Raw genomic sequence first — 25,649 nt, 5'->3', positions numbered from 1 at the left:
AAACTAGTAATTTGGCTGGATCAGAAAAAGGGAGACTTGTCACAGACTGAAAGCAAGTCCTGTATTCGAAAAATGAATTTCACTTCTGGAGCTTGCTGAGAACAATCAGTCGGCAGTGTTGCTGTCGTTAGCCGAAGTGAGTGCGCGGAACTTTCCGCGAATGAGGATGGTAACACGAGACGTCGTTCCTTTTTTTAGGGATGACGTCTTTTTTTGTCTTTTTATCAAAAGATCGTCACTTTTTCCAGTCAAATCGTTTTTTACACTATTCACTGTATAGAAGGAGGAAACACATGTCTTTACAAGAAAAATTAGAAGCATTGAAGGAAACGACATTGCTTAAAATCAAAGAAAGTCCAACCATGAATGACTTGAATCAGATTCGAGTGGAAGTGCTTGGAAAAAAAGGTCCCATTACTGAAGTTTTACGGGGGATGAAAGATCTTTCTGCGGAAGAACGGCCGAAGGTGGGGAGCTATGCCAACGAGATTCGTGATATCTTGACAGAAGCGATCGAAGAAGCAAAATCGTCTATCGAAGCAGCAAACTTGGAAAAAGCCCTTGCTGAAGAATCCATCGACGTGACTTTGCCTGGTAAAAAGATGGACCGAGGAACACGCCATGTGCTAACGCAAATCATGGAAGAAATCGAAGATATCTTTGTTGGTATGGGCTACCAAGTAGTTGAAGGCTACGAAGTGGAAAAAGATCATTACAACTTCGAACGGATGAATCTGCCAAAAGATCATCCAGCCAGAGACATGCAGGATACTTTTTATATTTCAGAGGAAGTGCTGATTCGGACCCATACGTCACCAGTGCAAGCGCGAACAATGGAGACTCATGATTTTTCTAAAGGGCCGCTGCGGATGATCTCACCAGGGAAAGTTTTCCGTCGTGACACAGATGATGCGACCCATAGCCACCAATTCCATCAAATTGAAGGATTGGTGATCGATAAAAATATTACGATGGGTGACTTAAAAGGAACCTTAGAAGTCATGATGCAAAAAATGTTTGGTGAAGATCGCCAAATTCGCTTGCGACCAAGCTATTTCCCTTTCACAGAACCATCGGTCGAAGTTGATGTCAGCTGCTTCAAGTGCGGTGGTGCGGGTTGTAACGTTTGTAAACAAACTGGCTGGATCGAGATCCTCGGTGCTGGAATGGTGCATCCTAACGTCTTAGAAATGTCAGGGATCGATCCAACCCAATATTCAGGATTTGCTTTTGGTTTAGGTCCTGATCGAGTGGCAATGCTGCGCTACGGCGTAAACGACATTCGCCAATTCTATCAAAATGATGTGCGTTTCATTCGCCAGTTCAAGGGGGAACAATAAATGTTAGTATCGTACAAATGGTTAAATGAATACCTTGATCTGTCTGAGATCACACCAAAAGAGCTGGCGGACAAAATGTCAGTGACTGGGATCGAAGTCGAAGGTATTGACGTGCCTGAAGAGGGTTTAAAAAAAATCGTTGTCGGAGAAGTGACCGACTGCCGACCACATCCAGATTCTGATCATCTATCGATTTGCCAAGTAAATATTGGTGAGGAAGAAGACACGCAAATCGTTTGTGGGGCACCAAATGTCAAAAGTGGCATCAAAGTCATCGTAGCATTACCAGGCTCTCGAATCGTGGGCAATGTAAAAATTAAAAAGAGCAAGATGCGGGGAGAAGTTTCGAACGGCATGATTTGTTCATTGCAAGAACTAGGGTATGCTGATAGTGTAATCCCCAAGGAATACGCAGAAGGAATCTATTATTTACCAGCAGAAGCAGAAGTAGGAACACCGGTTTTTCCTTATCTCGATATGGATGATCACATTATCGAATTATCGATCACTCCGAACCGTGCGGATGCGTTGAGCATGCGGGGGGTTGCTTATGAAGTCGGTGCGATCTATCGGCAAACACCGAAGTTTCCTGAAATTGCGCTTAATGAAAGTGAAGTAGCTGCTGCCGATAAAATTCAGGTGAAGGTCACGGAAGCAACCGATGCACCCGCCTACCAAATTCGAATCATTGATGGTGTAACGATCGCCCCAAGTCCACAATGGCTGCAAAATCGCTTGATGAATGAAGGCATTCGTCCAATCAACAATGTTGTGGACGTGACAAATTATATCTTGTTATTATTTGGCCAACCATTGCATGCTTTTGATTATCAAAAGCTAGACAGCAAGGAAATACTGGTACGTCGCGGCAAAGAAAATGAAAGCCTGGTTACCTTAGATGGAGAAACACGTCAGCTTTCATCAGAAGACATCGTTATCACCAACGGAACGACACCCGTTGCGCTCGCAGGCGTCATGGGAGGGCTTGATTCTGAAATCACGGAAACAACGACCACAGTCGCTTTAGAAGCGGCGTTGTTCGATCCATTAGCGATTCGTTTAACCTCAAAGAAATTCAATTTAAGAAGTGAGTCCTCTGCTCGTTTTGAAAAAGGGATCAACCAAGCAACGGTTGCAAAAGCTTGTGATGCAGCAGCAGCACTGATTGCAGAACTTGCTGGCGGAACGGTCTTAAAAGGGGCAGTAATAGGTTCCCAAGTAGCAGTAGAACCTGTGGAGGTTACAATCACTTTAGCTCGAATCAATAGCTATTTAGGCACAGAAATCACTGATGAAGAAGTGCAAGAAATCTTTGATGCATTAGGCTTTGGTCATCGTCAAGAAGCAGACAGATATATTGTTTCTGTCCCACCTCGTCGTTGGGATATTACGATCGAAGCAGATATCATTGAAGAAGTGGCGCGTATTTACGGTTATGATCGTTTGCCATCGACTTTACCGCAAGGAGAAACGGTTGCCGGTCATCTAACCAAAGCGCAACGTCTGACTAGAGAAGTTCGGACGCTATTGGAAGGCAACGGGGTCAGTGAAGCCATTAGCTATGCTTTGACCACTGAAGAGAAGGCACAACAATTTACGGATAAATCGAGCCAAGTGACTCGATTGGATTGGCCAATGACCGAAGAGCGTGCCGTCTTGCGCTTGAATCTGATTTCAGGCTTGTTAGACGACGTTGCGTACAATTTGGCACGTAAAAACAATCGTGTTGCTTTGTATGAAATTGGTCGCGTCTTCTATCAAACAGGCGACAGTAAGCACGAGCTGCCAACAGAAGTCAATCACTTAGGGCTAGCTTTGACAGGAAATATCCATGAGAAAGACTGGCAAACCCAAGCTCAAAAAGTTGATTTCTTCCATTTGAAAGGCATTTTAGAAAATCTATTTGATTCGTTGGCATTAACCGACCGTATTCGTTATCAAAAAACGGCAGCTATCAAAGAGATGCATCCTGGCCGTACGGCAATGATCCTGCTAGATGACCAAGAAATCGGCTTCTTGGGACAAGTCCACCCATCGATCGCCAAAGATTATGAAGTGAGTGAAACCTATGTTGCTGAATTGAACTTAGATCAACTGTTAGCAGCAAAAACAGAACAATTGGTCTATCAACCAGTTTCTAAGTTCCCATCAGTAACGCGGGATATGGCACTCTTGCTTGATGAAACGATCGATAACCAGTCCGTGATGGAGATCATTCGCGAAAGTGCAGGTCGCTTCTTAAGTGCGATTCGTTTATTCGATGTTTATCAAGGGAAAAACATCGAAGCAGGCAAAAAATCATTAGGGTACAGCCTTACCTTTAGCAATCCAGAAGCTACCCTGACGGATGAAGAGATCAATCAAGCAATAGCGAAAATTACTCGTAACTTAGAAGAAAACGTTCAAGCAGAAATCCGCTAATCAAATAAGTAGAAAAACGTTCTCCACCATACAAAGAAGTTGGGTGGGGAACGTTTTCTACTATTATAATAGATGCTCAGATGACACAAGAATGTGAGGAGTTGAGTGAAAGCCGTAAAAGATTTCTCTATAGAAGGCAATCCAGCTTTTTTGGTACAACTTTTTTTAAACACTGGCAAGGTTGAAAAAAGGATTTTCTAATCCGCATTTTATGAGGTTATTTTTTAGGACAGCTCTCTTGGTTTTTGTGCAAGAAACAGCATCAAATCAAATTACACAAAGTGTCAGTCTGGGGAGGAAGGGTTCTCGTGAAATCTAACACAGAGTTGACACATAGGTTTTGTATGAAAGAATTCATTCCGATTTGTAAACAAAAAAACAAGCCGTAAAGGCTTGTTTTTTTAAGCAAAGTAATTGATGCCCATTGCATTTTTGACTTCAGCTAACGTCTGAGCGGCAACTTGTTCAGCTTTTTCACTACCAAGTTTTAGTAAGTTCATCACTTCACCGGGATCTTTTGCAAAAGCTTCACGGCGTTCACGAATCGGTGCAAATTCGGCTTCTAGAACATCGATCAAATAGCGTTTGATTTTGACATCGCCTAATCCACCACGGGTGTAATGTTCTTTTAATTCAGCAATTTTTTCTTTTTCGGTACCAAATACATCAAGATAAGTGAAGACCATATTGCCTTCAACTTGTCCGGGGTCGTTGACATGAATGTGATTTGGGTCCGTGTACATGCTCATCACTTTCTTTTGTAATACATCGGCTGGATCAGCTAAGTAAATGCCGTTGTTCAATGATTTGCTCATTTTCCCGTTCCCATCGATCCCCGCTAAACGTCCCATGCCTTTTGGCGGTAAAACCGCTTTTGGTTCGACTAATACTTCACTATACGTAGAATTAAAACTATGCACGATTTCTTGCGTTTGTTCCAGCATTGGTTTTTGATCTTCGCCGACTGGGACTAAATTTGCTTTAAAAGCGGTGATATCCGCTGCTTGAGAGACAGGATAGATGAAGAAACCAGAAGGAACGCCTTCACCAAATTTTTTTTGTTCAATTTCGGCTTTAACGGTTGGATTGCGTCGTACTCGAGCAACACTGACTAGATTGAGATAATACATCGTCAATTCAGAGAGCTGAGGGATTTGCGATTGAATAAACATCGTTGTTTTTGCTGGATCCAATCCAACGGCTAAATAATCCAAAGCAACTTCTAAAATATTCGCTGAGACCTTCTCAGGTGTTTTCGCATTATCTGTTAGTGCCTGCATGTCAGCGACCATGATATAAAGCTGATTTTCAGGGTCAGCTTGCATTTCGACCCGTTTTTTTAAAGACCCCACATAATGGCCAAGATGCAATTTGCCAGTTGGGCGGTCGCCAGTTAAAATCGTATTCACTTTTTTTCCACCTTTTCCTTTGTTATATGGTTTATCTTACCTTTTTTTAGCAAAAGAAACAACCGGTTCTCCTTGTGATCTGATGGGGTGAGAAAAATTTTCATGGACAAAAACCTCACATCAAAGTAAAATAGCACTTGTCTTTTCAGAAATAAGGGGGGAACATTGGAAAAGAACCTTTACAAATGAAAAAAGATTGAGCTATAATATGAATCAAATCTTTCCAATTACTCATTTAATTTTAAAAAAAGCTAGGAGTGTGAATCAATGGCAATGATCGAATTTAAGAACGTAGAGAAATATTACGGAAAGTTCCATGCATTAAAAAACATCAACCTTGAATTTGAAAAAGGTGAGGTCGTTGTTGTTATCGGGCCTTCAGGATCTGGTAAAAGTACAATGCTCCGTACGATTAATGGTCTAGAAACCATTTCAGGTGGTCAATTATTGGTCAATGGTAAGAACTTGTTTGACAAAGATGTCAAAATGACAGAAATTAGAAAAAACATCGGCATGGTGTTTCAACATTTCAACTTGTATCCAAATAAAACCGTGTTAGAAAATATTACGTTGGCACCGATTAAAGTATTAAAACAAAATGAGCAAGAAGCCATCAATTTGGCGGAAAAACTTCTTGATCGGGTAGGGATGTTAGATAAAAAAGATTCCTATCCTTCCATGTTATCCGGCGGACAACAGCAGCGGGTCGCAATTGCCAGAGGGCTTGCGATGAAACCAGAGATGCTGCTTTTTGATGAGCCAACGTCAGCATTGGATCCAGAAATGATTGGTGATGTATTGGATGTCATGAAAAAAATTGCCAGTGAAGGTATGTCCATGATCGTTGTTACCCATGAAATGAGCTTTGCCCGTGAAGTAGCAGATCGAATCGTCTTTATGGCGGAAGGACAAGTCTTAGAAGACCGGCGCGATGTCGATGGATTCTTTGATGCACCAAGAGACGAACGTGCAAAACAATTCTTGAGTAAAGTCACAAATCATTAAGCAATAGGAGGAACCCTTATGAGAAAGAAAATATTTTCCTTTCTAGTCTTAGCCTTTGCCCTTGTGACTTTCTCAGGTTGTAAAGGACAAAGTGCCGCAGATATCGATATTTTAGAAAACAGCAAAGAGACGAATCAGATCGTTTGGGGCGTAAAAAACGATACCCGTCTTTTTGGATTGATGGATATCGCGACTAGAGAAGTACGGGGATTCGATATTGATATCGCTCGTGCAATCACTGAGAAAATTTTAGGTCGTGATGGCAATGCCATCTTTGTTGAAGTTACCTCAAAAACCCGGATTCCTCTTTTGAAAAACGGCAACATCGATGCAATCATCGCCACGATGACTATCACAGAAGAACGTAAAAAACAGGTCGATTTTTCCGATGTCTACTTTGATGCAGGTCAATCTTTATTAGTTGCCAAAGACAGTCCTATTCAAGGGATCGAAGATTTGACCGCAGACACCACTGTATTGGTCGTTAAAGGCTCTACCTCAGCTGTGAACATCCGTGAAGCAGCACCAGAAGCGCAAATTTTAGAACTTGAGAATTATGCGGAAGCCTTTACTGCTTTACAATCTGGTCAAGGGGATGCTATGACCACGGATAATGCGATCTTATTAGGGATGGCGAGTGAAAATCCCAATTACCATTTAGTTGGCGAAACTTTTACAGAAGAACCTTATGGGATTGCCATCAATAAAGGACAAAAGCCGTTTCTTGATGCAGTGAATCAAGCCTTGCGGGAAATGCGTGAAGATGGAACCTATGATGAGATTTACAACAAGTGGTTCCCTGAAGACGAATCAGGAAAAGTAGAGTAGGAGGAAACTGAATGGTTGAATTATTTCAAACGTATACCGGTCAGTTTATTGAAGGCTTTAAATACACAGTCATGGCGAGTTTGATCGCACTGTTTTTTAGTCTTTTGATCGGAACCTTAATGGCAATTTTTCAGTTGTCAGACAATCGCCTCATCAAAGGGATTGCCAAAGCGTATGTTGAGTTTTTTAGAAATATTCCCTTATTGATCATCGTGATGTTCTTTTATGTCGTTGTGCCAATGTATTGGGTTTCTTTTGACGGCTTTCAAGCGGGAACGATCGGCTTAACGATCTATACATCGGCATTTATCGCTGAGACGATCCGTTCAGGGATTCAAACGGTCCCTAAAGGCCAGATGGAAGCTTCCTTGTCTTCTGGTTTTACTTACAGCCAAGCGATGCGCTACATTATTTTGCCTCAAGCATTTAAGATCGTCGTACCGCCGTTAGGCAATCAATTTATCAATCTTGTCAAAAATTCATCAATTTTGGCGATGGTCGCAGGATTAGATATTATGTATCAAGGCGATTTGATCGCAAGTGAGACCTTCAATACATTTGATACGTATATCATTGTTGGTCTTTTCTATTTGATCATTACCCTACCATTGTCTTATTTGATGGTTTACTTGGAACGGCGTTGGGCTGTCCGCTCATAGAAAGGAGCTAACGAACTATGGACTTTTTTGAAGCTTTTTCAGCGATTAACATTCGCTTCTTGATCGATGGCTTGCGGGTAACAGTTGAAGTGTCGATCCTATCGATTTTATTTAGCTTTATTATCGGAGGGATCGCCGGCATTTTGCGCTTCAGCTCGATCCCGGTCTTTTCTAAAGTATTAGGTGTCGTGATCGATGTTATTCGTAACTTGCCTTTGCTCTTGATCATCTTTTTCACTTACTTTGCATTGCCGCAGATCGGTATCCGCTTTAATATTTTTTGGTCAGCGGTTGTGGCGTTGACGATTTTTGAATCAGCGATGCTCTCTGAAATCTTTCGTGCTGGTTTGAATGCTGTGCCAAAAGGGCAGATGGAAGCTGGTTTGTCAACAGGGCTAAGCTATGTCGAAGTATTGCGGAGTATCGTCGTGCCACAGGCATTTAAAGCGATGTTGCCAGCGATCGTCAGTCAGTTGATCTCTTTGATCAAAGATACGTCATTAGCCGTGATTATTTCTTTACCAGAGCTGACTCATCATGCTCGAATCATTTATGGTCAAAATACAAACTATGTTTTGCCTATGTTTTTGGCAATGACTGTTTTATACTTTTTGGTTTGTTATGCCTTGTCATTGCTTTCTGGCTTTTTGGAAAAACGTCAGTACGATTACTAAAAAGAATAATCGACAAAAACATCCCCACGATCGGTCTTTTACCCATGCAAGTGCAACTTGTGGGTTGTGAGCCAATCGTTGGGGCTTTTTTCTTTTTGACCGTTTCGTATTTTTTGGGAAAGCTTTTTTAGCAAACGAAAGGAATACTTGAAAAATAGACAAAAAAAGTCCAAAATGAATAAGAGAGAAAAACGCACCAAACTCTTTTTTTCATGTAAAGGATGGAAACTATGACAAACAACAGACCAATTGGTTTTATCGATTCTGGTGTTGGTGGGTTGACGGTCGTCAAAGAAGCAATCAAGCAATTACCCAACGAATCGATTCTTTATCTGGGAGATACAGCCAGATGCCCGTATGGTCCGAGACCTGCTGAGCAAGTTATCGCGTATACGTGGCAAATGACCCGTTTTTTATTAGAAAAAAACATTAAAATGTTGGTGATCGCTTGTAATACAGCGACAGCGGTCGCCCTTGAAGAAATCAAAGAAAAACTAGCGATCCCGGTGATTGGCGTGATCCTGCCCGGTAGTCGAGCAGCAGTCAAAGCAAGCAAAAACCAGCGAATCGGTGTCATCGGAACAAATGGAACGATCAAAAGCGACTCTTACAAGCGCGCTCTTCATGGCAAAGCGCCCCATGCGTCAGTCGTCAGTTTGGCTTGCCCAAAGTTTGTGCCGATCGTAGAAAGCAAACAATACCATAGCTCGGTCGCCAAGAAAATCGTGGCAGAAACGTTGCGTCCATTGAAAAACAAGCGGTTAGATACAGTGATTCTGGGCTGTACTCATTATCCTCTATTGCGCCCTTTGATCCAAAATGAATTAGGCGCCCATATCCAGCTGATTGATTCAGGGGCAGAAACGGTGGGGGAAGTCAGTACCTTGTTGGACTATTTTTCCATTGCAGCAACGAGTCAGGACGATCCGCATCCGCAACATGCATTTTTTACTACTGGTTCACCGAAAATATTTGATGAGATTGCCAATGATTGGCTTGATTTAGACACGATCTCATCGATTCACACTGATTTAGGAGGCTTTTAAATGCGACATGATGGCAGAAAAGAAACAATGTTAAGACCAGTCAACATTCAAACCAACGTCTACAAACACCCCGAAGGATCGGTTGTGATCTCTTTTGGTGACACAACCGTGATTTGTTCGGCAACGATTGAAGATCGGGTCCCTCCGTTTTTACGAGATACGGGAAAAGGCTGGGTCACAGCCGAATACAGTATGCTCCCACGAGCGACCAACACTCGTAATCGTCGAGAAAGTGCCAAAGGCAAGCTTTCTGGTCGTACGATGGAGATCCAACGGCTGATCGCTCGTTCCTTACGAGCCGTAGTCGATTTAGAAAAATTAGGGGAACGTAGTATCGTCGTCGATTGTGATGTCGTCCAAGCGGATGGCGGTACCAGAACAGCCAGTATTACCGGCGCTTTTGTCGCGTTGCGTTTAGCTATCGATACCTTGTTGCGTGACAAAGCATTGACGGAAGATCCAATCAAGGAGCATTTGGCAGCAATTAGTGTCGGGATCTTACCAGATGGTACCTGTGTGACTGATCTCGATTATCAAGAAGATTCTTCAGCTGCTGTTGACATGAATTTGGTGATGACGGAATCTGGTCGATTTGTCGAATTGCAAGGAACTGGGGAAGAAGCAACCTTTGATGGCCAGCAGTTGAATGAGATGCTGATCTACGGAAAAACAGCTATCGAAGAATTGATTGCCTATCAAAAAGAGGCACTGTTTTTACCAGATGAACCCCCTTATGAGATTCCCGAAAAAACGATTGTCATTGCTACAGGCAATCCAGGAAAAGCCAAGGAGTTTAAAGCCGTATTTGGCGCAGCAGGTTACGATGTCCGCACCTTAAAAGACTATCCTTCCTTGCCGGATGTTGAAGAAACCGGCACCACCTTTGAAGAAAATGCCCGCCTTAAAGCGGAAACCATCGCCAGAATTTTGGGAAGACCGGTGTTAGCTGATGACTCAGGACTGAAAGTCGATGCATTAGGGGGGCGACCAGGGGTGTACTCTGCTCGATTTGCTGGTGAGCAAAAAAGTGACGCTGCTAATAATGCAAAATTACTTTACGAATTGACGGATGTCGAAGATGACAAGCGCAGTGCTCAATTTCACTGTACGTTAGTTTTCGCAGCGCCAGGAAAAGAGAGTTTGGTGGTTGAAGCTCAATGGCCGGGAAGAATCGGCCGTATCCCTCGTGGAGAAAATGGGTTCGGTTACGATCCATTGTTTATTCCTGATGGTTCAGAGCAAAGCGCAGCCCAAATGAGTCAAGAAGAAAAGAACCGAGTCAGCCACCGTGGTCTAGCAATCAAAAAGCTGCAGGAACAGTGGCAGGAGTGGTTAGAAGGAGAAAATGCATGAAATATTTAGTTGTCAGTGACAATCATTCAGATCGTGAGATTCTTGTTGATCTTAAAAATGAATTCGAAAATCAAGTCGATTTATTCCTGCACTGTGGGGACTCCGAACTACCTGACACAGACCCTTTGTGGGATACTTTTCAAGTCGTTTGCGGCAATTGCGATTATGGCGGTGGTTTTCCCAATGAGCGTATCATCAAAACGCCGCTGGACACCATCTATATGACTCATGGCCACTTAGCAGATGTCCGTTTTGGTGTAACGAAATTAGGGCTGCAAGCGCAACAAGCCGATGCCTCGATCGCACTGTTTGGTCACACGCATCAAATTGCTTGTGAGAAAGTTGGGAATCGGCTTTTCTTGAATCCCGGCAGTATTTCCCAACCGCGAGGGCAAATTCAAATCAAAAGCTTTGCGATTATTGAAAGTACGCCAGAACAATGGGCAATCCAATACTATGATCGTTCCTTTCATAAAGTCCCTGAGCTAGCTTTTGTTTTCACACGCTAAGTAAGCGGAATCAAAAAGTAAAAATTTCATTATAATTTTGCAGGTTTCAACTTTCTATTCTCATTTTCAAGTAAAATAGAAGAGTAGCTGTGAAATGGAGGCAATTAGATTGATAGGACAGACCGTAGAAAAAATATTACTCGAGAACCAAGAAAATTTCTTGGTGCCGGCAGAAAATGTGGCATCGGTATTTTATAACCACCCTTTGAGTCACGCATTGCTTGTTTTATCAAAAGTGGGCTATTCAAAGATCCCTGTACTAGATAGTGAGGACCATTTAGTCGGCTTAATCAGCCTCTCAAACATCGTAGAACGCATGATGGATCTCACTGGCTTCAGTATGGAAAATATTGAAGGGCTGACTGTGGCAGATGTCATGGAAGTCAATGTGAATTGCATCAAAGAAAACGATGAGTTGGAAAGTATGCTGCATTTGTTAGTAGATCAAGCATTCTTGCCGATCGTTGATGATGACAATGTCTTTGTTGGGATTATCACCCGCAAAGAGATTTTAAAATCCGTCAATCATTTGGCGCACGAAATTGAAAGACGCTATTTGCTGATTTCTAAAGAGGATGCCCCAAAGATGACAGATGAACTGCATGTGGTATAGAAAAAAGGTTATCCCAGCTTCGGGATAACCTTTTTTAAATACCGACGATCGGCGCATTGGGGATCGTATAGCCTTTGGCAGTTAAAGCATCGATCGATGCGGCCAAAAATTCCTCTTTGATTTTCCATTGCGTACCGTTGGTCACATACATGGTCGTACGAATTGCAAAGTTGTTGTTCCCCAGATCCACTAAACCGAAGACCGTAGGGGCCGTTTGAATCTCTTCTTCATGCTGCTGAGCAATCTGTTCATTGACTTCTTCAATGATGGCACGTATTTCATCTAAGCCTTCAGATGGTAAGATACGTACGTCGACCACGACTTGCATATTGGCTCTGGATGTATTACTGATGGTCGTGATGTTACGATTTGGGATATAATGAACGGTTCCATCAACGGATTTTAATTGAACAGTCCGAATACCGACGGCCGTCACCGTACCTTCAAGCGTCAGATTGGTCAAGCGGACGTAATCACCAACATTGATTTGTTGCTCGGTAATAATAAAGAAGCCAGTAATCAAGTCGTTCATAAAACCTTGGGCGCCTAAACCAAGTGCGACACCGACGACTCCGGCACCGGCTAGTAGCGAGCCTACAGGTACGCCGATGGTTGAAAGGAGAGCATAGACAAAAAAGAAGCCTAATGTGTAATGAACCGTATTGCGGATCAGGGTATGGATCGTGTTGATTCGACTCACATTGAAGGTGGCTTTTTTTTCATAGGACCGATAGATCCGGTCAATGATCATGTTGCTTATTTTTAATAAAATTCCGAATAAGATACACAAAAAAAGCAGCATCAGTGCTTTTTGGATCAGTAGGCCAATGATCGATTCCCAGTCGATCGATGCCCACCATTTTTGTAATGCATTGAGCTGAGCAGCTGCTGGTTCGGTAATGCTGGAACCACTTGAATCGGTCGTGCTAGCTGCAAGTAGCAGTTGTTTCATAAAATCCCTCCAAGTCTTACTGCATCTATTTTAACGAAGATAAAATAGAAATGCAAAGGAGGTTTTCTGAAATACCTGTTTTTTTCAGAAAAAGCCTGCTCAGCCAACGGAGAGGCAAATAGCAGACTTTTCTATGACAATTATTGATTAAGATAAATGAACGCCTTTATCAACAAAAATCACTTCGCCGATAATCCCGCTTGATAATGGACTGATCAAGAAGGCACAAGTATTGCCCACTTCTTCAATCGTCACACCAATATGATCAGGTGTCCGATCCTCTGACAATTGGATCAGTTTTTGATAGTCTTTTACACCAGTTACTGCCAGCGTCTTGATGGCACCAGCTGAAATCGCATTGACGCGGATTTTTTGCGGTGAAAGTTCGGCAGCTAAATAGCGAACGCTTGATTCTAAAGCGGCTTTTGCAATCCCCATCATATTGTAGTTCGGTACTGCCCGTTCGGCACCTAAGTAGGAAAGGGTAACGATTCCAGCATTTTCAGCTAAGATTGGTTTGGCATATTTGGTGACGGCAATCAATGAATAACTGCTGATGTCTTGCGCCAAAGCATAACCGTCACGAGAAATATTCAAAATATCGCCAGATAGATCTTCTTTATTGGCATAAGCAACGGCATGGACAACACCGTGGATCTCACCTGCATATTCTTTGATCGTTTCAAAGGCGGAAGCAATGCTTTCGTCATTGGCGACGTCACATTCCACTACAAATTCATCAGATTCCAATAAGCGCTCTAAAGGCTTTTTCATGCGGTCGTTTTGATACGTGTAGATCACTTCGGCTCCTTGTGCTTTTAATGCTTGTGCACAGCCCCAAGCGATACTGCGTTTGTTAGCAACGCCCATGACGACAACTTTTTTACCAGTTAAAAAACTCATAATTCCACTCCTTAATAAATTCAACAATAATAAAATACGTATAATGACAAATAGTAAATCAAACTATCTTGATTTCTAATTATTAAGCATAATTGTTTGATTGTCAAACTATTTTTTTCTTAATAAATATTTAGTTGCGAATTTCGCTGAACTATGATACTTTGATAATCAAACTATAATAAATTCTTAAGCAAGGAAGGGAAACCATGAAAAAACTATTGACTGAAACAGAAGTCATGGATTTGATTCCAAATCGCTACCCAATTATATATATTGATTACGTCGATGAAATCGAGTCTGGCAAAAAGATTATCGCAACGAAAAATGTCACCATCAACGAAGACTTTTTCCAAGGACATTTCCCAGGAAATCCAGTAATGCCAGGTGCCTTGATTTTAGAAACATTGGCACAAGCAGGATCGATCCTGATCTTGAAATCCGAGGAATTCCAAGGTAGAACGGCGTATATCGGCGGCATCAACAAAGCCAAATTCCGTCAAAAAGTTGTTCCGGGAGATACCATGAAACTTGTTTTCGAGATCACTAAAATCAAAGGCTCTGTAGGAACTGCTGATGCGGTCGCTACAGTGGACGGCAAAAAAGCTGCGGAATGCGAATTCACCTTTATCGTTGGCGACCAAAAATAAAAGAAAACCGCTGAAATTCCCGAATATCGGAGACTTCAGCGGTTTTTTATTTATTCTTTGGCTTCTTGTAAGACCTTGATCGTTTCGATCTTCACTGGCTCAACTGGTTGAGAATTCTCACCATTGCCAGAGTCTTGGGTTTCTGCTTGCGCAATTTTATCTACGACATCCATGCCTTCGATCACTTGACCAAATACAGTATAGCTGCCGTCCAATCGTGGTGTTCCACCATTTTTGTAGGCTTCGATGATTTTTTCAGGATAGTGTTGGATCGCTAGACCGTCGGATACATCTTGATCATTTTGAACGATGTAGAACTGACTGCCTTGGCTGTTTGGCGCACTTGATTTTGCCATTGCTAATGCGCCTCGCAAGTGATAAAGCTGGTTGGAGTATTCTTCGCCGAATCCTTCGCCCCAAATGCTTTCTCCGCCAGTGCCATCACCATTAGGGTCGCCCCCTTGGATCATAAACTCTTCTACGACACGATGGAAAGTCAAGCCGTCATAATACCCATCTTTGGCATGGGTCAAAAAGTTTTCGACTGCTTTGGGCGCGATCTCTGGGAAAAGTTTGATTTTGATCGAGCCTTCTTCCGTCACCATTTCAACTAAAGCTTCATTCTCTTGCACATCCGTTGATAATTGCGGCAATTCCAGGGCATTCAAGTCAACGGATTCTGAGGTTGACGTGCTTTCTGCTGAATTGCTTGATGAGGGATCGGTGGTACTTGAACCTGTACAAGCAGCTAATAATAAAAGGCTAGCAGCTGCTGTCAGTGTGAATAGAATTTTTTTCATTCTTTCATTCCTTCCAGTTTTCTTAATGATAATCATAACAAAAAAGAGACATAGAAGAAAGCGCAGATTTTGTGGAATGAGAAAGAAACAGACGGAAAGGTGTAGACCACTTTTTAGATGTTTGCTATAATGAAAGAGGATTCATTATAATAAACGGATAGAATTTACAGGAGGTTTTTTTGATGGGAAAATTAGGGATATCGATTTATCCAGAGCGCTCAACGTTTGAAAAGGACAAAGCGTATCTAGACTTGGCACACAAATACGGCTTTAAACGGGTATTTACCAGTTTGCTGCAAATCAACGATGACAAAGAAAAAGTCTTGGCAGACTTTAAGCAAGTCGTAGATTATGCCAATCAGTTAGGAATGGAAGTCATGGTAGATATCAATCCTGGTTTATTCGAACAGTTAGGTATTTCTTATGATGATTTATCCTTCTTTGATGAGATGGGGGCTTACGGTGTTCGGTTAGATATTGGTTTCACTGGTTCAGAAGAAGCCAAAATGACCCGTAATCCTTACGGGATCAAAATCGAAATCAATATGAGCAGCGGCACGAGCTACGTGGATAACATCATGAGTTATTCACCTAATACTGAAAATTTACTCGGTTCGCATAACTTCTATCCTCATCGCTATTCAGGGTTAGGCTATGACCATTTTGTTTTTTGTTCGGAAAAATTCCGCAAATACAATTTAAATACGATGGCTTTCGTGAATTCTCACGAAGCTGATTTCGGTCCATGGCCAACACAAGATGGTTTATGCTCTTTGGAAGACCATCGTGATCTGCCACTAGCTACACAAGTCAAACATTTAGTGTTGACTGGTTTGATCGATGATATCTCTATTGGAAATGCCTATGCTTCAGAAGCAGAATTGGCAGCAATGGCTGAAGCGTTTCATGCTGATTATCCGACATTAAGAGTCGATGTCGTTGACGGAATCACTGAAGATGAACGAATTTGTCTCTTCGATAATCTGCACAGCTATCGAGGAGATCGTTCAGAGTACATCTTGCGTTCAACGATGACGCGGATCTATTATAAAGACAAGGAATTTCCACCTCATGATACCCGTGATATGGTAAGAGGGGATGTCTTGATCGATAATGCTGGCTATGGACAATACAAAGGTGAGACGCAAATCGCCTTGAAAGCAATGAAAAATGATGGTCGCGTCAATGTCGTTGGTAAGATCGCTGATGAGGAACTATTCTTATTAGAATTTTTGAAACCTTGGTCAAGTTTTAAATTGGTCGAAAATAATTAATTATCACGAGAAATCAACCATTGCCAACAAAGCGTGTTGGCAATGGTTGATTTTTGGGCGCTTGCAATTGACAAACACGAGCAAAAAACGGTAATTTATGTAGTGGGTTCTTTCCATGAAGAACGATGAAACCATAATAATATTATGTAGACTATATAACAAGAGGACGTGACAAGTGTGAAATTGCGCTGGAAGATTGCCATCGGAGTGGCTGTATTAGCAATTGCAGGATTAGGGTATGCAGGAAACTATTTTTACGATTATGCGGTGGTTCCTTCAGAAAAAGATTTTTTGGAAGGAGATACCCCTGGTACGGATGAAAATCAGACAGGAAATGAATCGCAAAATTGGTTTACAGATCCAGCAAATCGTGAGATATGGCAGCTGACTTCTGAAGATGATTTAAAATTATCCGCCATTTATCTACCGGCGGAGGAGAAGAATCGAGGAAAAACGGCGATCATCGCGCATGGCTACATGGGGAATGCAGAAACGATGGCGGACTATGCTAAGATGTATCATGATTTAGGCTATAATGTCTTGGTTCCAGACGCTCGAGGGCATGGTCAAAGCGAAGGAGATTATATTGGTTTTGGGTGGCACGAACGTAAGGATTATCTGCAATGGATCGATGAAGTACTCGCAAAAAATGGTCCTGAAGAAACGATCACTTTGTATGGCATCAGTATGGGGGCTGCCACGGTAATGATGACCAGTGGGGAAGACTTGCCGAAAAATGTCACTTCTATCATTGAAGATTGTGGGTATACCAACGTCAATGAAGAATTGGGTTATCAACTCGATCAATTGTTTGGTCTGCCTGCCTTTCCATTGATGAATGTCACTAGCCTTGTCACAAAAATCCGAGCGGGGTATTTCTTTGGTGAAGCAGATGCAGTCAAACAACTGCAAAAGAATACGCGTCCAATTTTTTTTATCCATGGCGATGCGGATACGTTTGTTCCTTATTCGATGCTGGAAATTTTGTATAACGCGACCGATGCACCAAAAGAAAAGTGGGTTGTTTCAGGTGCCGAGCATGCGAAAAGCTACAAAACAGATCCAGCGCTTTACAAAGAAAAAATTGCAGCTTTTTTGGACAAATACGATCACCCAGCAAGTGAATAAAAAAGTGCCGGTTCAAAAAAAGAACCGGCACTTTTTGCTTGACCCTTGGCTTATAAACGAGCAAATTCTTCTAGCAAACGAATCATTTGGCAAGTAAAGCCATATTCATTATCATACCAAGCGACGGTTTTCACCAGTTGGAAATCGCCAGCCGTGGTTACTTCTGTTTGTGTCGGATCAAAGATAGAACCTTGAGTGGTACCAATCACATCTCCAGAGACGATCTCACGGTCATCGTAACCGAATGACGGATTATCGACGGTGTGTTTTCTGATCGCTTCATTGACTTCATCGGCGGTTACTTTGGTTTTCAAAATTGAGACTAATTCTGTTAAAGAACCATCGACGACAGGAACCCGTTGGGCGTGTCCTTGTAATTTGCCATTTAATTCTGGGATAACTAGACCGATCGCTTTAGCAGCACCTGTCGAGTGAGGGATCGTGTTGTCTGCAGCGGACCGAGCGGCTCTTAAGTTTCCGCCTTTTACCGGACCATCCAATAGCATTTGTGTAGAAGTATAGGCATGTACCGTCGTCATCGTACCAACTTCGATCCCGAATTCCTCATTTAAGAAGTAGGCCATCGGAGCTAAGCAGTTGGTCGTACAAGAACCTGCGGATATGATAGTATCCTCTGGTGTTAACGTGTCGGAGTTGACATTGTAAACGATCGTTTTCATATTACCAGCTGGTGCGGAGATAACGACTCGTTTGACACCCGCATCAAGATGGGCTTGTGCTTTTTCTGCGGAAGTGTAAAAACCCGTGCATTCTAAAACGATATCGACGCCATTTTCTTTTGCCCAAGGGATTTTGCTTGCGTCTGGTTCAGCGTACACACGGGTCTCTTTGCCATCGACAACGATAGCATTATCCGTTGCAGTAACAGTTCCAGGGTACGTGCCGTGGGTCGAGTCAAATTGCAATAAGTGTGCTAACATGACTGGACTCGTTAAATCATTGATTGCCACAACTTCAATATCGGCAGAAACTTCTTTGATCCTACGAAAAGCCAAACGTCCAATTCGTCCAAAACCATTGATTCCAACTTTTACTGTCATTTCTTGTTTCCTCCTTTGATTGTGTCTGGTACACTTAAAAGTTTGCTACGATTTCAAGTGACTGTCAAAGAATAACCCTTAAGAATTCGCGATTTCTTACGGAAACCCATGAGAAAAGATAGACAAAAGACGTTTCGGTCGTTACAATAAAATAGACTTTCTTATTAGAGAAATAGTAACCACTTAAGGTGAGATAACTGATAATCAAAAAGTATAGAAGGTAGTAAAAAAAGAATGGAGGACAAATAATGTCCATGTTTTTAGATCAAGTGACAATCGATGTCAAAGCAGGAAAAGGCGGCGACGGAATGGTTGCTTTTCGCCGAGAGAAATATGTCCCAGACGGCGGACCCGCAGGTGGTGACGGTGGACGTGGTGGTGATGTCATTTTAGTCGTAGACGAGGGTCTGCGTACATTAATGGATTTCCGTTTTAATCGTCATTTTAAAGCGCAACCCGGGGAAAACGGCATGAGTAAAGGAATGCACGGTCGTGGCTCAGATGATACCTACATCAAAGTACCACAGGGAACGACCGTTCGTGACGCTGAAACAGGTGCCTTATTAGGTGATTTGATTGAGCAAGGCCAAACATTAGTGATTGCTAAAGGTGGCCGTGGCGGCCGTGGCAACATTCGGTTTGCCTCTCCGAAAAACCCAGCCCCAGAATTAGCTGAGAATGGAGAACCTGGTCAAGAAAGAAAAATCGAGCTCGAATTAAAAGTTTTAGCAGATGTTGGTCTAGTTGGTTTCCCTTCAGTTGGGAAGTCTACATTACTCTCTGTGATTTCCTCTGCTCGACCAAAAATTGGTGCGTATCATTTTACCACGCTGGTACCAAATTTAGGTATGGTAACAACTACTGATGGCCGTAGTTTTGCGGTCGCTGATCTACCTGGTCTGATCGAAGGAGCCTCACAAGGGGTTGGTTTAGGGACTCAGTTTTTACGCCATATCGAACGGACCCGCGTCATTTTACATGTGATCGATATGAGTGGCATGGAAGGACGCGATCCATACGAGGACTATTTGTCCATCAACAATGAATTGTCGACCCATAACTTGCGCTTACTAGAGCGACCACAAATCATCGTTGCCAATAAGATGGATATGCCGGATGCTGAAGAAAACCTAGCCCTTTTCAAAGAGCAGCTGGCAAAAGAAAAAACGGATGAGTTCGCGGATGAACCAATGATTTTCCCCATCTCTGGTGTCACTCGTAAGGGAATCGATGCCTTGTTGAATGCGACAGCGGATCTATTGGAAGTCACCCCTGAGTTTCTTTTATACGATGAAGAAATGGAAGAAGATGTTGTTCATTATGGCTTCCAATCGGATGAACCAGAGTTCTCAATTGATCGCGATCCTGATGCAACTTGGATCTTGAGCGGTGAAAAAATCGAAAAACTATTCCAGATGACGAATTTTGATCATGATGAGACCGTGATGCGTTTTGCTCGTCAGCTGCGTGGTTTAGGTGTCGATGAAGCATTACGGGCGCGCGGTGCCAAAGACGGCGATATCGTTCGGATCGGCAACTTCGAGTTCGAGTTTGTCGAATAATCGTTTAAAAGAACATCATTTGCCTAAAAAATACCTTTTTAGCTGCAGTGGATTTGACTACCGATCATTGATTTTCACTAAGAAATCAATGATCGGTAGTCTTTTTGGTTTCTTTTTTCATTTAAATGATTTACTGTTAAAATAAAGAAGAGAACAAATAAACCAAAGGGAGCGATTTTTATGTCAAAACGTGTCATTGTAATGAATTTTGATGCCAGTGCCAAAGCGTACCAAGCCTTTTCGGAAGTGAAACGGATGCATATGGAACGGAAGATCAAAGGGGAACAAATGGCAGTTCTTACCCACACCAATGAAGGCGTGCATCAATTTAAAGTCGAGGACTTTCTCGATTTTACTGGGAACAATAAGACATCAACGGGTGGATTGATCGGGATGCTCGTTGGCGTGCTAGGCGGACCTTTAGGAATCATGCTGGGCTGGTTTGGTGGCAGTATGATCGGTGCTACTCGTGATGCAAAAGAGATCCAAAATGCGCAAATGCTTTTTGAACATGTCGGAAACCAAATTGGTGTTGGTGATACGGGGTTATTATTGATCGCAGATGAAGAAGACAATCGTCCTTTGAATCAATTGATCATGAATGAATTAGGCGGTGACATCACGCGCTTTGACTACGATGAAGTGGAAGCAGAGATTGAAACGGCTAAGAAAGTCGAAGAATCCACCAAAGCACGCGTTCAAGAAGACTGGAAAAACTCTCATAACGACGCAGAAGATCGCCAATCTGAGAAATAAAATCCACAAGCTTCAATTGCAACTTGATTTCTTTTCCGCTAAAATTGGAAAGAGATGAAAGGAAAGAAGCTTATGGAATTAGAATTTTTAGGAACAGGCGCAGGTGTGCCTGCGAAACATCGAAACGTGACCAGCATTGCGTTACGACTTTTAGATGAACGGAATGCCGTTTGGCTTTTTGATTGTGGCGAAGGGACGCAAATGCAGATTTTGCATTCTACGATTCGTCCACGAAAGATTGAAAAAATCTTTATCACTCATCTTCATGGTGACCATATCTATGGGTTGCCAGGATTGATCAGCAGCCGCTCCTTTCAAGGAGGCGACACGCCTCTAGAGATTTATGGACCCAAGGGGATCAAAGCATACGTTCAAACCGTTTTGCGGATTTCTCAGACCAAAGTCAGCTACCCCTTACATTTTTTCGAGATTGAAGAAGAAGGGATTCTTTTTAAAGATCAGCAATTTGAAGTATCGTGTCTGCGTCTTGATCATGGCATTGACAGTTTTGGTTATCGGATTGTTGAAGCAAGCCATCAAGGGGAATTGCAAGTGCAGGCTTTACTGGAACTTGGGTTGAAACCTGGGCCGCTCTTCGGTCGTTTGAAAAAAGGTGAAGTAGTTACCCTTGACGATGGACGTCAAATCAATGGGGCTGATTTCTTGGGCCAAGCGAAAAAAGGTCGGATCGTGGCGATATTAGGTGATACGCGTAAATGTCAAAACGCCGTACTGCTAGCAGAAGATGCGGATGTATTGGTGCATGAAAGTACCTTTAACAAAGAAGAAGCCAAGTTGGCTCGCGCTTATTTTCACTCGACGACGCGGCAAGCTGCCGAAGTGGCACAAGAAGCTCAAGCGAAGCGTTTGCTGTTGACCCATATCAGTGCGCGTTACGTTGGCAAAGATATTACAAATTTAGTAAATGAAGCAAAAGAAGTATTTCCGAATACGTTGATCGTCAAAGATTTTGATATTGTCGAGATCCCTTTTGCCGGAGAGGAAGAAACAGATGAATTTAGAGAATAAAGTTGTCGTTGTAACAGGTGGCTCTGCTGGACTTGGAGAACAAATCTGTTATGAAGCCGCAAAACGTGGTGCGATCGTCGTGACTTGTGCCCGAAGAACGAATCTGATTGGAAAAGTCAAAGAACAATGTATGGAATTAAGCGGCAAAGAAGCGTATGCGTTTCAATTGGATGTAGCAAATCCTGAAAGTGTGGAGCGCTTACTAGAAAAAATCAATGAAAAAGTTGGTAAGATCGATGTCTTCGTCAATAATGCTGGCTACGGGATCTTTCAAGAATTTACAGAGATGGACCCGGCGGTCATCCGAAATATGTTCGAAGTCAATGTGCTTGGCATGATGGTTTTGACCCAGCAAGTAGCGATCCAAATGGCTGAACAAAAGCATGGTCATATCATAAATGTTGCTTCGATCGCAGGTAAGATCGCTACGCCAAAAACGGCCGTCTACTCTGCAACAAAATTTGCTGTGCTCGGTTTTTCTAACGCATTACGTTTAGAACTAAAACCATTAGGGATCAACGTAACAACGGTCAATCCTGGACCGATCGAAACGGCATTCTTTGACCAAGCAGACCCAAGCGGTAGTTACTTATCGTCGGTGGGCAGCCTAGTGCTCGAACCGAACAAATTAGCGCAAACGATCGTCAAAGCGATGATCCATCCAAAACGAGAAATCAATCGCCCACATATTTTAGGCGCTGCTGCGAAACTATATACCCTGTTTCCTTCAATCGGCGATTATATGGCGGGAACGATGTTCAACAAAAAATAGGAGTTGAAGCCCATGAAAAATCAATGGCGTGTTATCGTTGGTATTTTACTGATTTTAGTGATCGTTTTATTTGCCGTTGCAAACAATATGACTGTCCCGATCAACTTTGGCTTCACAACGATTCAATCGCCACTGATCTTAGTCATTATTGGTTCTGCTTTGTTAGGCGCATTGATTTTGCTGTTGGTTTCCACAAGCGCAATGTTCCGCCAAAAAAAAGAACTAAAGCAATTGAGAAAAGAGCTTTCAGATTATCGTTCGAATAACGAGAAGGTTCTCCAAGAACAACGAGAAGCTTTGGAACGGGAATACACGAACAAGCAGGCGGAGTTAGCGGCAAGACAGCAGCAGCTCGATGATCAAGAAGCCCAGCTTTCCTCACGTGCTGCGGGCGCATCCACGCCACCAACGATCGATGAGGAAATGAAGTCTTTTGAATCGCAAGCCTAAAACAACGACGTTTCACAAAAAAAAGAGTTTGCTAGTGCAAGATTTGCTGCAAGCTCTTTTTTTTGTGTTGTAAAACGAGTGCTGTTTCTCTCGTTGTTTTTCTTTTTTGCATAAACTTTGCTATAATATCCTAGTTAGGAGTGATTTGGTGAAACGTGCAAATTTTCATTGGGTGCGTCCGCAAGAAAGCGAAACGACCCCAGTATTTAAAGAGCTGATCCAAGAAAGAAAGATCCCTGAGCGGATCGGCGCGTTGCTATGGCAGCGAAATATTCGAACAGCAGAGGCGCTCGATGCTTTTTTATCAACGGACCTGCAATATCTTCATGATCCGTTTTTATTTCATGATATGGCTAAAGCCGTGGAACGAATCCATGAAGCGATTCTAAATGGCGAACGAATCTTGATTTATGGTGATTACGATGCGGATGGGATTACGAGCACTACCGTGTTAAAGGAAACGTTGGAATTGCTAGGGGCGGAAGCTGAGTATTATTTGCCTAATCGTTTTACAGATGGATATGGGCCCAATCTAACTGTCTATCAAGATAAAATTGCAGCAGGGGCCCAATTGATCATCACCGTCGACAATGGGGTGTCTGGTCATGAGGCGATTGCTTATGCTCAAGGACAAGGAGTTGACGTGATCGTCACAGATCACCATGAACTACCTGCAGAACTACCGGAGGCGTTTGCTATTGTCCATCCCCGTCACCCTCAAGGAAATTATCCTTTTGGTGATTTGGCTGGAGTCGGCGTTGCATTTAAAGTGGCTTGCGCTTTGTTAGAAGAAGTGCCAGTGGAATTGCTTGATCTTGTTGCGATTGGGACGATCGCTGATATGGTTTCTTTAACCGATGAGAATCGGCTATTAGTCAGCAACGGGTTGAAAATGATTCAGCAATCGGATCGCATCGGACTGAATGAGTTGCTGTCAGTCAGCGGTTTAAAAAAACAAACAGTCAACGAAACAGATATTGGCTTCGCCGTTGGACCACGGTTAAATGCGATCGGTCGTTTGGAGGACCCCAATCCGGCTGTTCGCTTGTTGACTACCTTCGATGAAGAAGAGGCAGTAAGCTTAGCCCAAACCTTAGATACAATCAATCAGCAGCGAAAAACCTTTGTTGAAGAAATCATGAAAGAAGCACAAGAAAAAATCGATCCTGCGAACCATGTTCATTTGGTGGTGGGAGATCATTGGCACGAAGGCGTTTTAGGGATCGTGGCAGGGCGAATCATGCAAAGTACAGGACAACCAGTGATCGTTTTGACCAAAAAAGAAAATGGCTTAGCCAAAGGGTCGGGAAGAAGCATTGCTGCGTTGAATCTGTTTGAAATGCTGTCGACGATGAAAGACATGTTTACTAGCTTTGGCGGCCATCATGCAGCAGTTGGATTAAGTATCCCCATCGATCATTTAGATATGCTGCAAGCCCAAATGAATCGTTACGTTGAAGAAAATGCCATTGACCTCAGTCAGGGCATCCCATTAGTGATCGATGAGGAGCTACCGTTAACAGAAGTTTCGATCAGTTTTATTGAATCATTAAAAGTCTTAGCGCCTTTTGGAACGGACAACCCCTTACCGAAATTTTTATTTTCTAATCTGATGACTCAAAATGCTCGCCAGATTGGTTCAGAAAATCAGCATTTGAAGTTAGTGATGAGCGATGAGTCTAACACGCAGCTGGATGTCATTGGGTTTGGTTTTGGAAAAGATTTAGTAGCGTTTGAAAACGACCGCTTATCGATCGTTGGTCAGCTTTCCATCAATGAATGGAATGGCAACAAAAAACCGCAGCTCATGTTGGATGATTTTGCAGTGGAAGGGATTCAGCTATTTGATTATCGTTCGAAAAGAAGTCGTCAAGGTGTCTCTCTGGGCAGTCAAACACTAGGCGTTCTTTTCAAGCAGAAACTTCCTCGGGAATTGCAAGGCTTTTGTGAGCAAACCACCATATTTGACTCAGTTACAGCCTTGGAAGATACTTTTCGTGCTGGTCAGTTCCAAGAGATTGCATTTTTAGATTGTCCTGCTGACCCTGCAGTGATCAAAGAGATCGTTCAAGCGCTCCAGGCGTCAAGAGTTGCTTTTGTTTTCTACTCGACAGAAGATGCTTATTTAGATGGGGTAGGGACAAGAGAGCAATACAGTCGTCTCTTTCAACTGATCAAACAGCAGCCTCGTTTGGACATTCGTTACAAACTAAAGATGGTCGCTGACTATCTAAAAATTCCACAAAAATTACTTATTTTCATGATTCAGGTGTTTTCTGAGCTGGAATTTGTTACAATACAAGATGGTGTTTTGAATAAAACTGCTGATCCTGTTTCCCGTCCATTGACGGAGAGTCATTTGTATCAGCAACGACAAAAACTGATCAAAACAGAAGAATTTTTATTAATGAGTGATTTATCAACCCTTCGTCAGTGGTTGACAGTCTAGGAGGAAAGA

At 42.6% G+C, this 25,649-nt stretch carries 24 protein-coding genes; 19 read left to right on the top strand and 5 right to left on the bottom strand.

The window, feature by feature from the left end; all coding sequences use genetic code 11:
• Positions 1 to 293 precede the first annotated feature (293 nt).
• Together pheS and pheT are read left to right on the top strand one after the other, a co-directional pair.
• Entirely contained in the window at positions 294 to 1,340 is a 1,047-nt protein-coding gene (pheS, locus tag A5867_RS10370; RefSeq protein ID WP_005226191.1) for a phenylalanine--tRNA ligase subunit alpha, read from the top strand.
• The gene (gene pheT, locus A5867_RS10365; protein ID WP_087627543.1) at positions 1,341 to 3,761 is read left to right on the top strand and encodes a phenylalanine--tRNA ligase subunit beta; all 2,421 of its coding nucleotides are present in this window, start codon (positions 1,341 to 1,343) and stop codon (positions 3,759 to 3,761) included. It begins immediately after the preceding gene.
• Between the two features lie 401 nt (positions 3,762 to 4,162).
• Here the strand turns inward: pheT and trpS are convergent, their stop codons facing one another.
• Positions 4,163 to 5,170, bottom strand: coding sequence for a tryptophan--tRNA ligase (trpS, locus tag A5867_RS10355; RefSeq protein ID WP_005236112.1), 1,008 nt, complete (start codon positions 5,168 to 5,170; stop codon positions 4,163 to 4,165).
• Positions 5,171 to 5,437: 267 nt separating this feature from the next.
• Between trpS and A5867_RS10350 the strand changes: the two genes are divergently transcribed.
• From A5867_RS10350 to cbpB, 8 genes are all read left to right on the top strand, one after another.
• The gene (locus tag A5867_RS10350; RefSeq protein WP_008381909.1) at positions 5,438 to 6,175 is read left to right on the top strand and encodes an amino acid ABC transporter ATP-binding protein; all 738 of its coding nucleotides are present in this window, start codon (positions 5,438 to 5,440) and stop codon (positions 6,173 to 6,175) included.
• A gap of 18 nt (positions 6,176 to 6,193) precedes the next feature.
• Positions 6,194 to 7,003: a transporter substrate-binding domain-containing protein gene (locus tag A5867_RS10345; protein ID WP_008381907.1), complete on the top strand. Its 810-nt coding sequence runs from the start codon at positions 6,194 to 6,196 to the stop codon at positions 7,001 to 7,003.
• Between the two features lie 11 nt (positions 7,004 to 7,014).
• Positions 7,015 to 7,662, top strand: a complete 648-nt coding sequence (locus A5867_RS10340) for an amino acid ABC transporter permease (protein ID WP_005226186.1) — start codon at positions 7,015 to 7,017, stop codon at positions 7,660 to 7,662.
• A gap of 17 nt (positions 7,663 to 7,679) precedes the next feature.
• Positions 7,680 to 8,336 (top strand): ABC transporter permease subunit, encoded by a 657-nt coding sequence (locus tag A5867_RS10335; protein WP_005236107.1) that lies wholly within the window; start codon positions 7,680 to 7,682, stop codon positions 8,334 to 8,336.
• 230 nt (positions 8,337 to 8,566) lie between these two features.
• Positions 8,567 to 9,382 carry a glutamate racemase gene (gene racE, locus A5867_RS10330; RefSeq protein WP_008381904.1) on the top strand — a complete coding sequence of 272 codons (816 nt, stop codon included), beginning with the start codon at positions 8,567 to 8,569 and terminating at the stop codon, positions 9,380 to 9,382.
• On the top strand, positions 9,383 to 10,735 hold the full coding sequence (gene rph / locus A5867_RS10325) for a ribonuclease PH (RefSeq protein ID WP_016612128.1): 1,353 nt from the start codon (positions 9,383 to 9,385) through the stop codon (positions 10,733 to 10,735).
• The gene (locus A5867_RS10320) at positions 10,732 to 11,244 is read left to right on the top strand and encodes a metallophosphoesterase (protein WP_005236103.1); all 513 of its coding nucleotides are present in this window, start codon (positions 10,732 to 10,734) and stop codon (positions 11,242 to 11,244) included. The genes rph and A5867_RS10320 overlap by 4 nt, the downstream gene beginning before the upstream one ends.
• Before the next feature lie 109 nt (positions 11,245 to 11,353).
• Entirely contained in the window at positions 11,354 to 11,857 is a 504-nt protein-coding gene (gene cbpB / locus A5867_RS10315) for a cyclic-di-AMP-binding protein CbpB (protein WP_005226181.1), read from the top strand.
• Between the two features lie 34 nt (positions 11,858 to 11,891).
• Here cbpB and A5867_RS10310 read toward each other — a convergent pair whose 3' ends face one another.
• The gene (locus A5867_RS10310) at positions 11,892 to 12,809 is read right to left on the bottom strand and encodes a mechanosensitive ion channel family protein (RefSeq protein WP_015509767.1); all 918 of its coding nucleotides are present in this window, start codon (positions 12,807 to 12,809) and stop codon (positions 11,892 to 11,894) included.
• Between the two features lie 147 nt (positions 12,810 to 12,956).
• Positions 12,957 to 13,712: an enoyl-ACP reductase FabI gene (gene fabI, locus A5867_RS10305; protein ID WP_005226179.1), complete on the bottom strand. Its 756-nt coding sequence runs from the start codon at positions 13,710 to 13,712 to the stop codon at positions 12,957 to 12,959.
• Between the two features lie 206 nt (positions 13,713 to 13,918).
• Between fabI and fabZ the strand changes: the two genes are divergently transcribed.
• A complete protein-coding gene (fabZ, locus tag A5867_RS10300; protein WP_005226178.1) occupies positions 13,919 to 14,359 on the top strand; it encodes a 3-hydroxyacyl-ACP dehydratase FabZ in 441 nt (146 codons plus the stop codon).
• Between the two features lie 50 nt (positions 14,360 to 14,409).
• On the opposite strand, the gene A5867_RS10295 is transcribed toward fabZ, so the two are convergent.
• Positions 14,410 to 15,159, bottom strand: coding sequence for a peptidylprolyl isomerase (locus A5867_RS10295; protein WP_010748413.1), 750 nt, complete (start codon positions 15,157 to 15,159; stop codon positions 14,410 to 14,412).
• Positions 15,160 to 15,341: 182 nt separating this feature from the next.
• Between A5867_RS10295 and A5867_RS10290 the strand changes: the two genes are divergently transcribed.
• The gene (locus tag A5867_RS10290; protein ID WP_060791964.1) at positions 15,342 to 16,433 is read left to right on the top strand and encodes a DUF871 domain-containing protein; all 1,092 of its coding nucleotides are present in this window, start codon (positions 15,342 to 15,344) and stop codon (positions 16,431 to 16,433) included.
• A 177-nt stretch (positions 16,434 to 16,610) separates the two neighbouring features.
• A complete protein-coding gene (locus tag A5867_RS10285) occupies positions 16,611 to 17,561 on the top strand; it encodes an alpha/beta hydrolase (RefSeq protein WP_087627541.1) in 951 nt (316 codons plus the stop codon).
• A gap of 50 nt (positions 17,562 to 17,611) precedes the next feature.
• Here A5867_RS10285 and gap read toward each other — a convergent pair whose 3' ends face one another.
• Complete coding sequence (gene gap, locus A5867_RS10280; RefSeq protein ID WP_005226174.1) at positions 17,612 to 18,622, bottom strand: type I glyceraldehyde-3-phosphate dehydrogenase; 1,011 nt, start codon at positions 18,620 to 18,622, stop codon at positions 17,612 to 17,614.
• A gap of 248 nt (positions 18,623 to 18,870) precedes the next feature.
• Between gap and obgE the strand changes: the two genes are divergently transcribed.
• The 6 genes from obgE to recJ all read left to right on the top strand — a co-directional run bounded on the left by obgE (position 18,871) and on the right by recJ (position 25,640).
• Entirely contained in the window at positions 18,871 to 20,184 is a 1,314-nt protein-coding gene (gene obgE, locus A5867_RS10275) for a GTPase ObgE (protein WP_005226173.1), read from the top strand.
• A 180-nt stretch (positions 20,185 to 20,364) separates the two neighbouring features.
• Positions 20,365 to 20,940: a DUF456 domain-containing protein gene (locus tag A5867_RS10270; RefSeq protein ID WP_010748409.1), complete on the top strand. Its 576-nt coding sequence runs from the start codon at positions 20,365 to 20,367 to the stop codon at positions 20,938 to 20,940.
• 72 nt (positions 20,941 to 21,012) lie between these two features.
• Positions 21,013 to 21,969, top strand: a complete 957-nt coding sequence (gene rnz, locus A5867_RS10265) for a ribonuclease Z (protein WP_034857404.1) — start codon at positions 21,013 to 21,015, stop codon at positions 21,967 to 21,969.
• Positions 21,953 to 22,741, top strand: coding sequence for an SDR family oxidoreductase (locus A5867_RS10260; RefSeq protein WP_015509761.1), 789 nt, complete (start codon positions 21,953 to 21,955; stop codon positions 22,739 to 22,741). Before rnz ends, A5867_RS10260 begins: the two co-directional genes overlap by 17 nt.
• Positions 22,742 to 22,753: 12 nt before the next feature.
• On the top strand, positions 22,754 to 23,191 hold the full coding sequence (locus A5867_RS10255; protein ID WP_005226169.1) for a lipopolysaccharide assembly protein LapA domain-containing protein: 438 nt from the start codon (positions 22,754 to 22,756) through the stop codon (positions 23,189 to 23,191).
• 148 nt (positions 23,192 to 23,339) lie between these two features.
• The gene (gene recJ / locus A5867_RS10250) at positions 23,340 to 25,640 is read left to right on the top strand and encodes a single-stranded-DNA-specific exonuclease RecJ (RefSeq protein ID WP_087627540.1); all 2,301 of its coding nucleotides are present in this window, start codon (positions 23,340 to 23,342) and stop codon (positions 25,638 to 25,640) included.
• Positions 25,641 to 25,649: the final 9 nt, after the last annotated feature.

The organism is Enterococcus sp. 6D12_DIV0197 (genome assembly GCF_002174385.1).
GTDB lineage: Bacteria > Bacillota > Bacilli > Lactobacillales > Enterococcaceae > Enterococcus_D > Enterococcus_D casseliflavus.
The sequence above is the reverse complement of the archived record's forward strand: the minus strand, read 5'-3'. Positions and strand labels throughout refer to the sequence as shown.

Excerpts from the sequence above, each read along its gene's own strand:
- fabZ (WP_005226178.1), top strand. The coding sequence starts at position 13,919 with ATGAAAAAACTATTGACTGAAACAGAAGTCATGGATTTGATTCCAAAT.
- A5867_RS10335 (WP_005236107.1), top strand. The coding sequence starts at position 7,680 with ATGGACTTTTTTGAAGCTTTTTCAGCGATTAACATTCGCTTCTTGATC.
- rnz (WP_034857404.1), top strand. The coding sequence starts at position 21,013 with ATGGAATTAGAATTTTTAGGAACAGGCGCAGGTGTGCCTGCGAAACAT.
- gap (WP_005226174.1), bottom strand. The coding sequence starts at position 18,622 with ATGACAGTAAAAGTTGGAATCAATGGTTTTGGACGAATTGGACGTTTG.
- A5867_RS10320 (WP_005236103.1), top strand. The coding sequence starts at position 10,732 with ATGAAATATTTAGTTGTCAGTGACAATCATTCAGATCGTGAGATTCTT.
- racE (WP_008381904.1), top strand. The coding sequence starts at position 8,567 with ATGACAAACAACAGACCAATTGGTTTTATCGATTCTGGTGTTGGTGGG.
- A5867_RS10290 (WP_060791964.1), top strand. The coding sequence starts at position 15,342 with ATGGGAAAATTAGGGATATCGATTTATCCAGAGCGCTCAACGTTTGAA.
- pheS (WP_005226191.1), top strand. The coding sequence starts at position 294 with ATGTCTTTACAAGAAAAATTAGAAGCATTGAAGGAAACGACATTGCTT.
- rph (WP_016612128.1), top strand. The coding sequence starts at position 9,383 with ATGCGACATGATGGCAGAAAAGAAACAATGTTAAGACCAGTCAACATT.
- A5867_RS10260 (WP_015509761.1), top strand. The coding sequence starts at position 21,953 with ATGAATTTAGAGAATAAAGTTGTCGTTGTAACAGGTGGCTCTGCTGGA.
- A5867_RS10255 (WP_005226169.1), top strand. The coding sequence starts at position 22,754 with ATGAAAAATCAATGGCGTGTTATCGTTGGTATTTTACTGATTTTAGTG.
- pheT (WP_087627543.1), top strand. The coding sequence starts at position 1,341 with ATGTTAGTATCGTACAAATGGTTAAATGAATACCTTGATCTGTCTGAG.
- A5867_RS10295 (WP_010748413.1), bottom strand. The coding sequence starts at position 15,159 with ATGAAAAAAATTCTATTCACACTGACAGCAGCTGCTAGCCTTTTATTA.
- A5867_RS10310 (WP_015509767.1), bottom strand. The coding sequence starts at position 12,809 with ATGAAACAACTGCTACTTGCAGCTAGCACGACCGATTCAAGTGGTTCC.
- A5867_RS10340 (WP_005226186.1), top strand. The coding sequence starts at position 7,015 with ATGGTTGAATTATTTCAAACGTATACCGGTCAGTTTATTGAAGGCTTT.
- A5867_RS10345 (WP_008381907.1), top strand. The coding sequence starts at position 6,194 with ATGAGAAAGAAAATATTTTCCTTTCTAGTCTTAGCCTTTGCCCTTGTG.
- A5867_RS10270 (WP_010748409.1), top strand. The coding sequence starts at position 20,365 with ATGTCAAAACGTGTCATTGTAATGAATTTTGATGCCAGTGCCAAAGCG.
- fabI (WP_005226179.1), bottom strand. The coding sequence starts at position 13,712 with ATGAGTTTTTTAACTGGTAAAAAAGTTGTCGTCATGGGCGTTGCTAAC.
- A5867_RS10350 (WP_008381909.1), top strand. The coding sequence starts at position 5,438 with ATGGCAATGATCGAATTTAAGAACGTAGAGAAATATTACGGAAAGTTC.
- obgE (WP_005226173.1), top strand. The coding sequence starts at position 18,871 with ATGTCCATGTTTTTAGATCAAGTGACAATCGATGTCAAAGCAGGAAAA.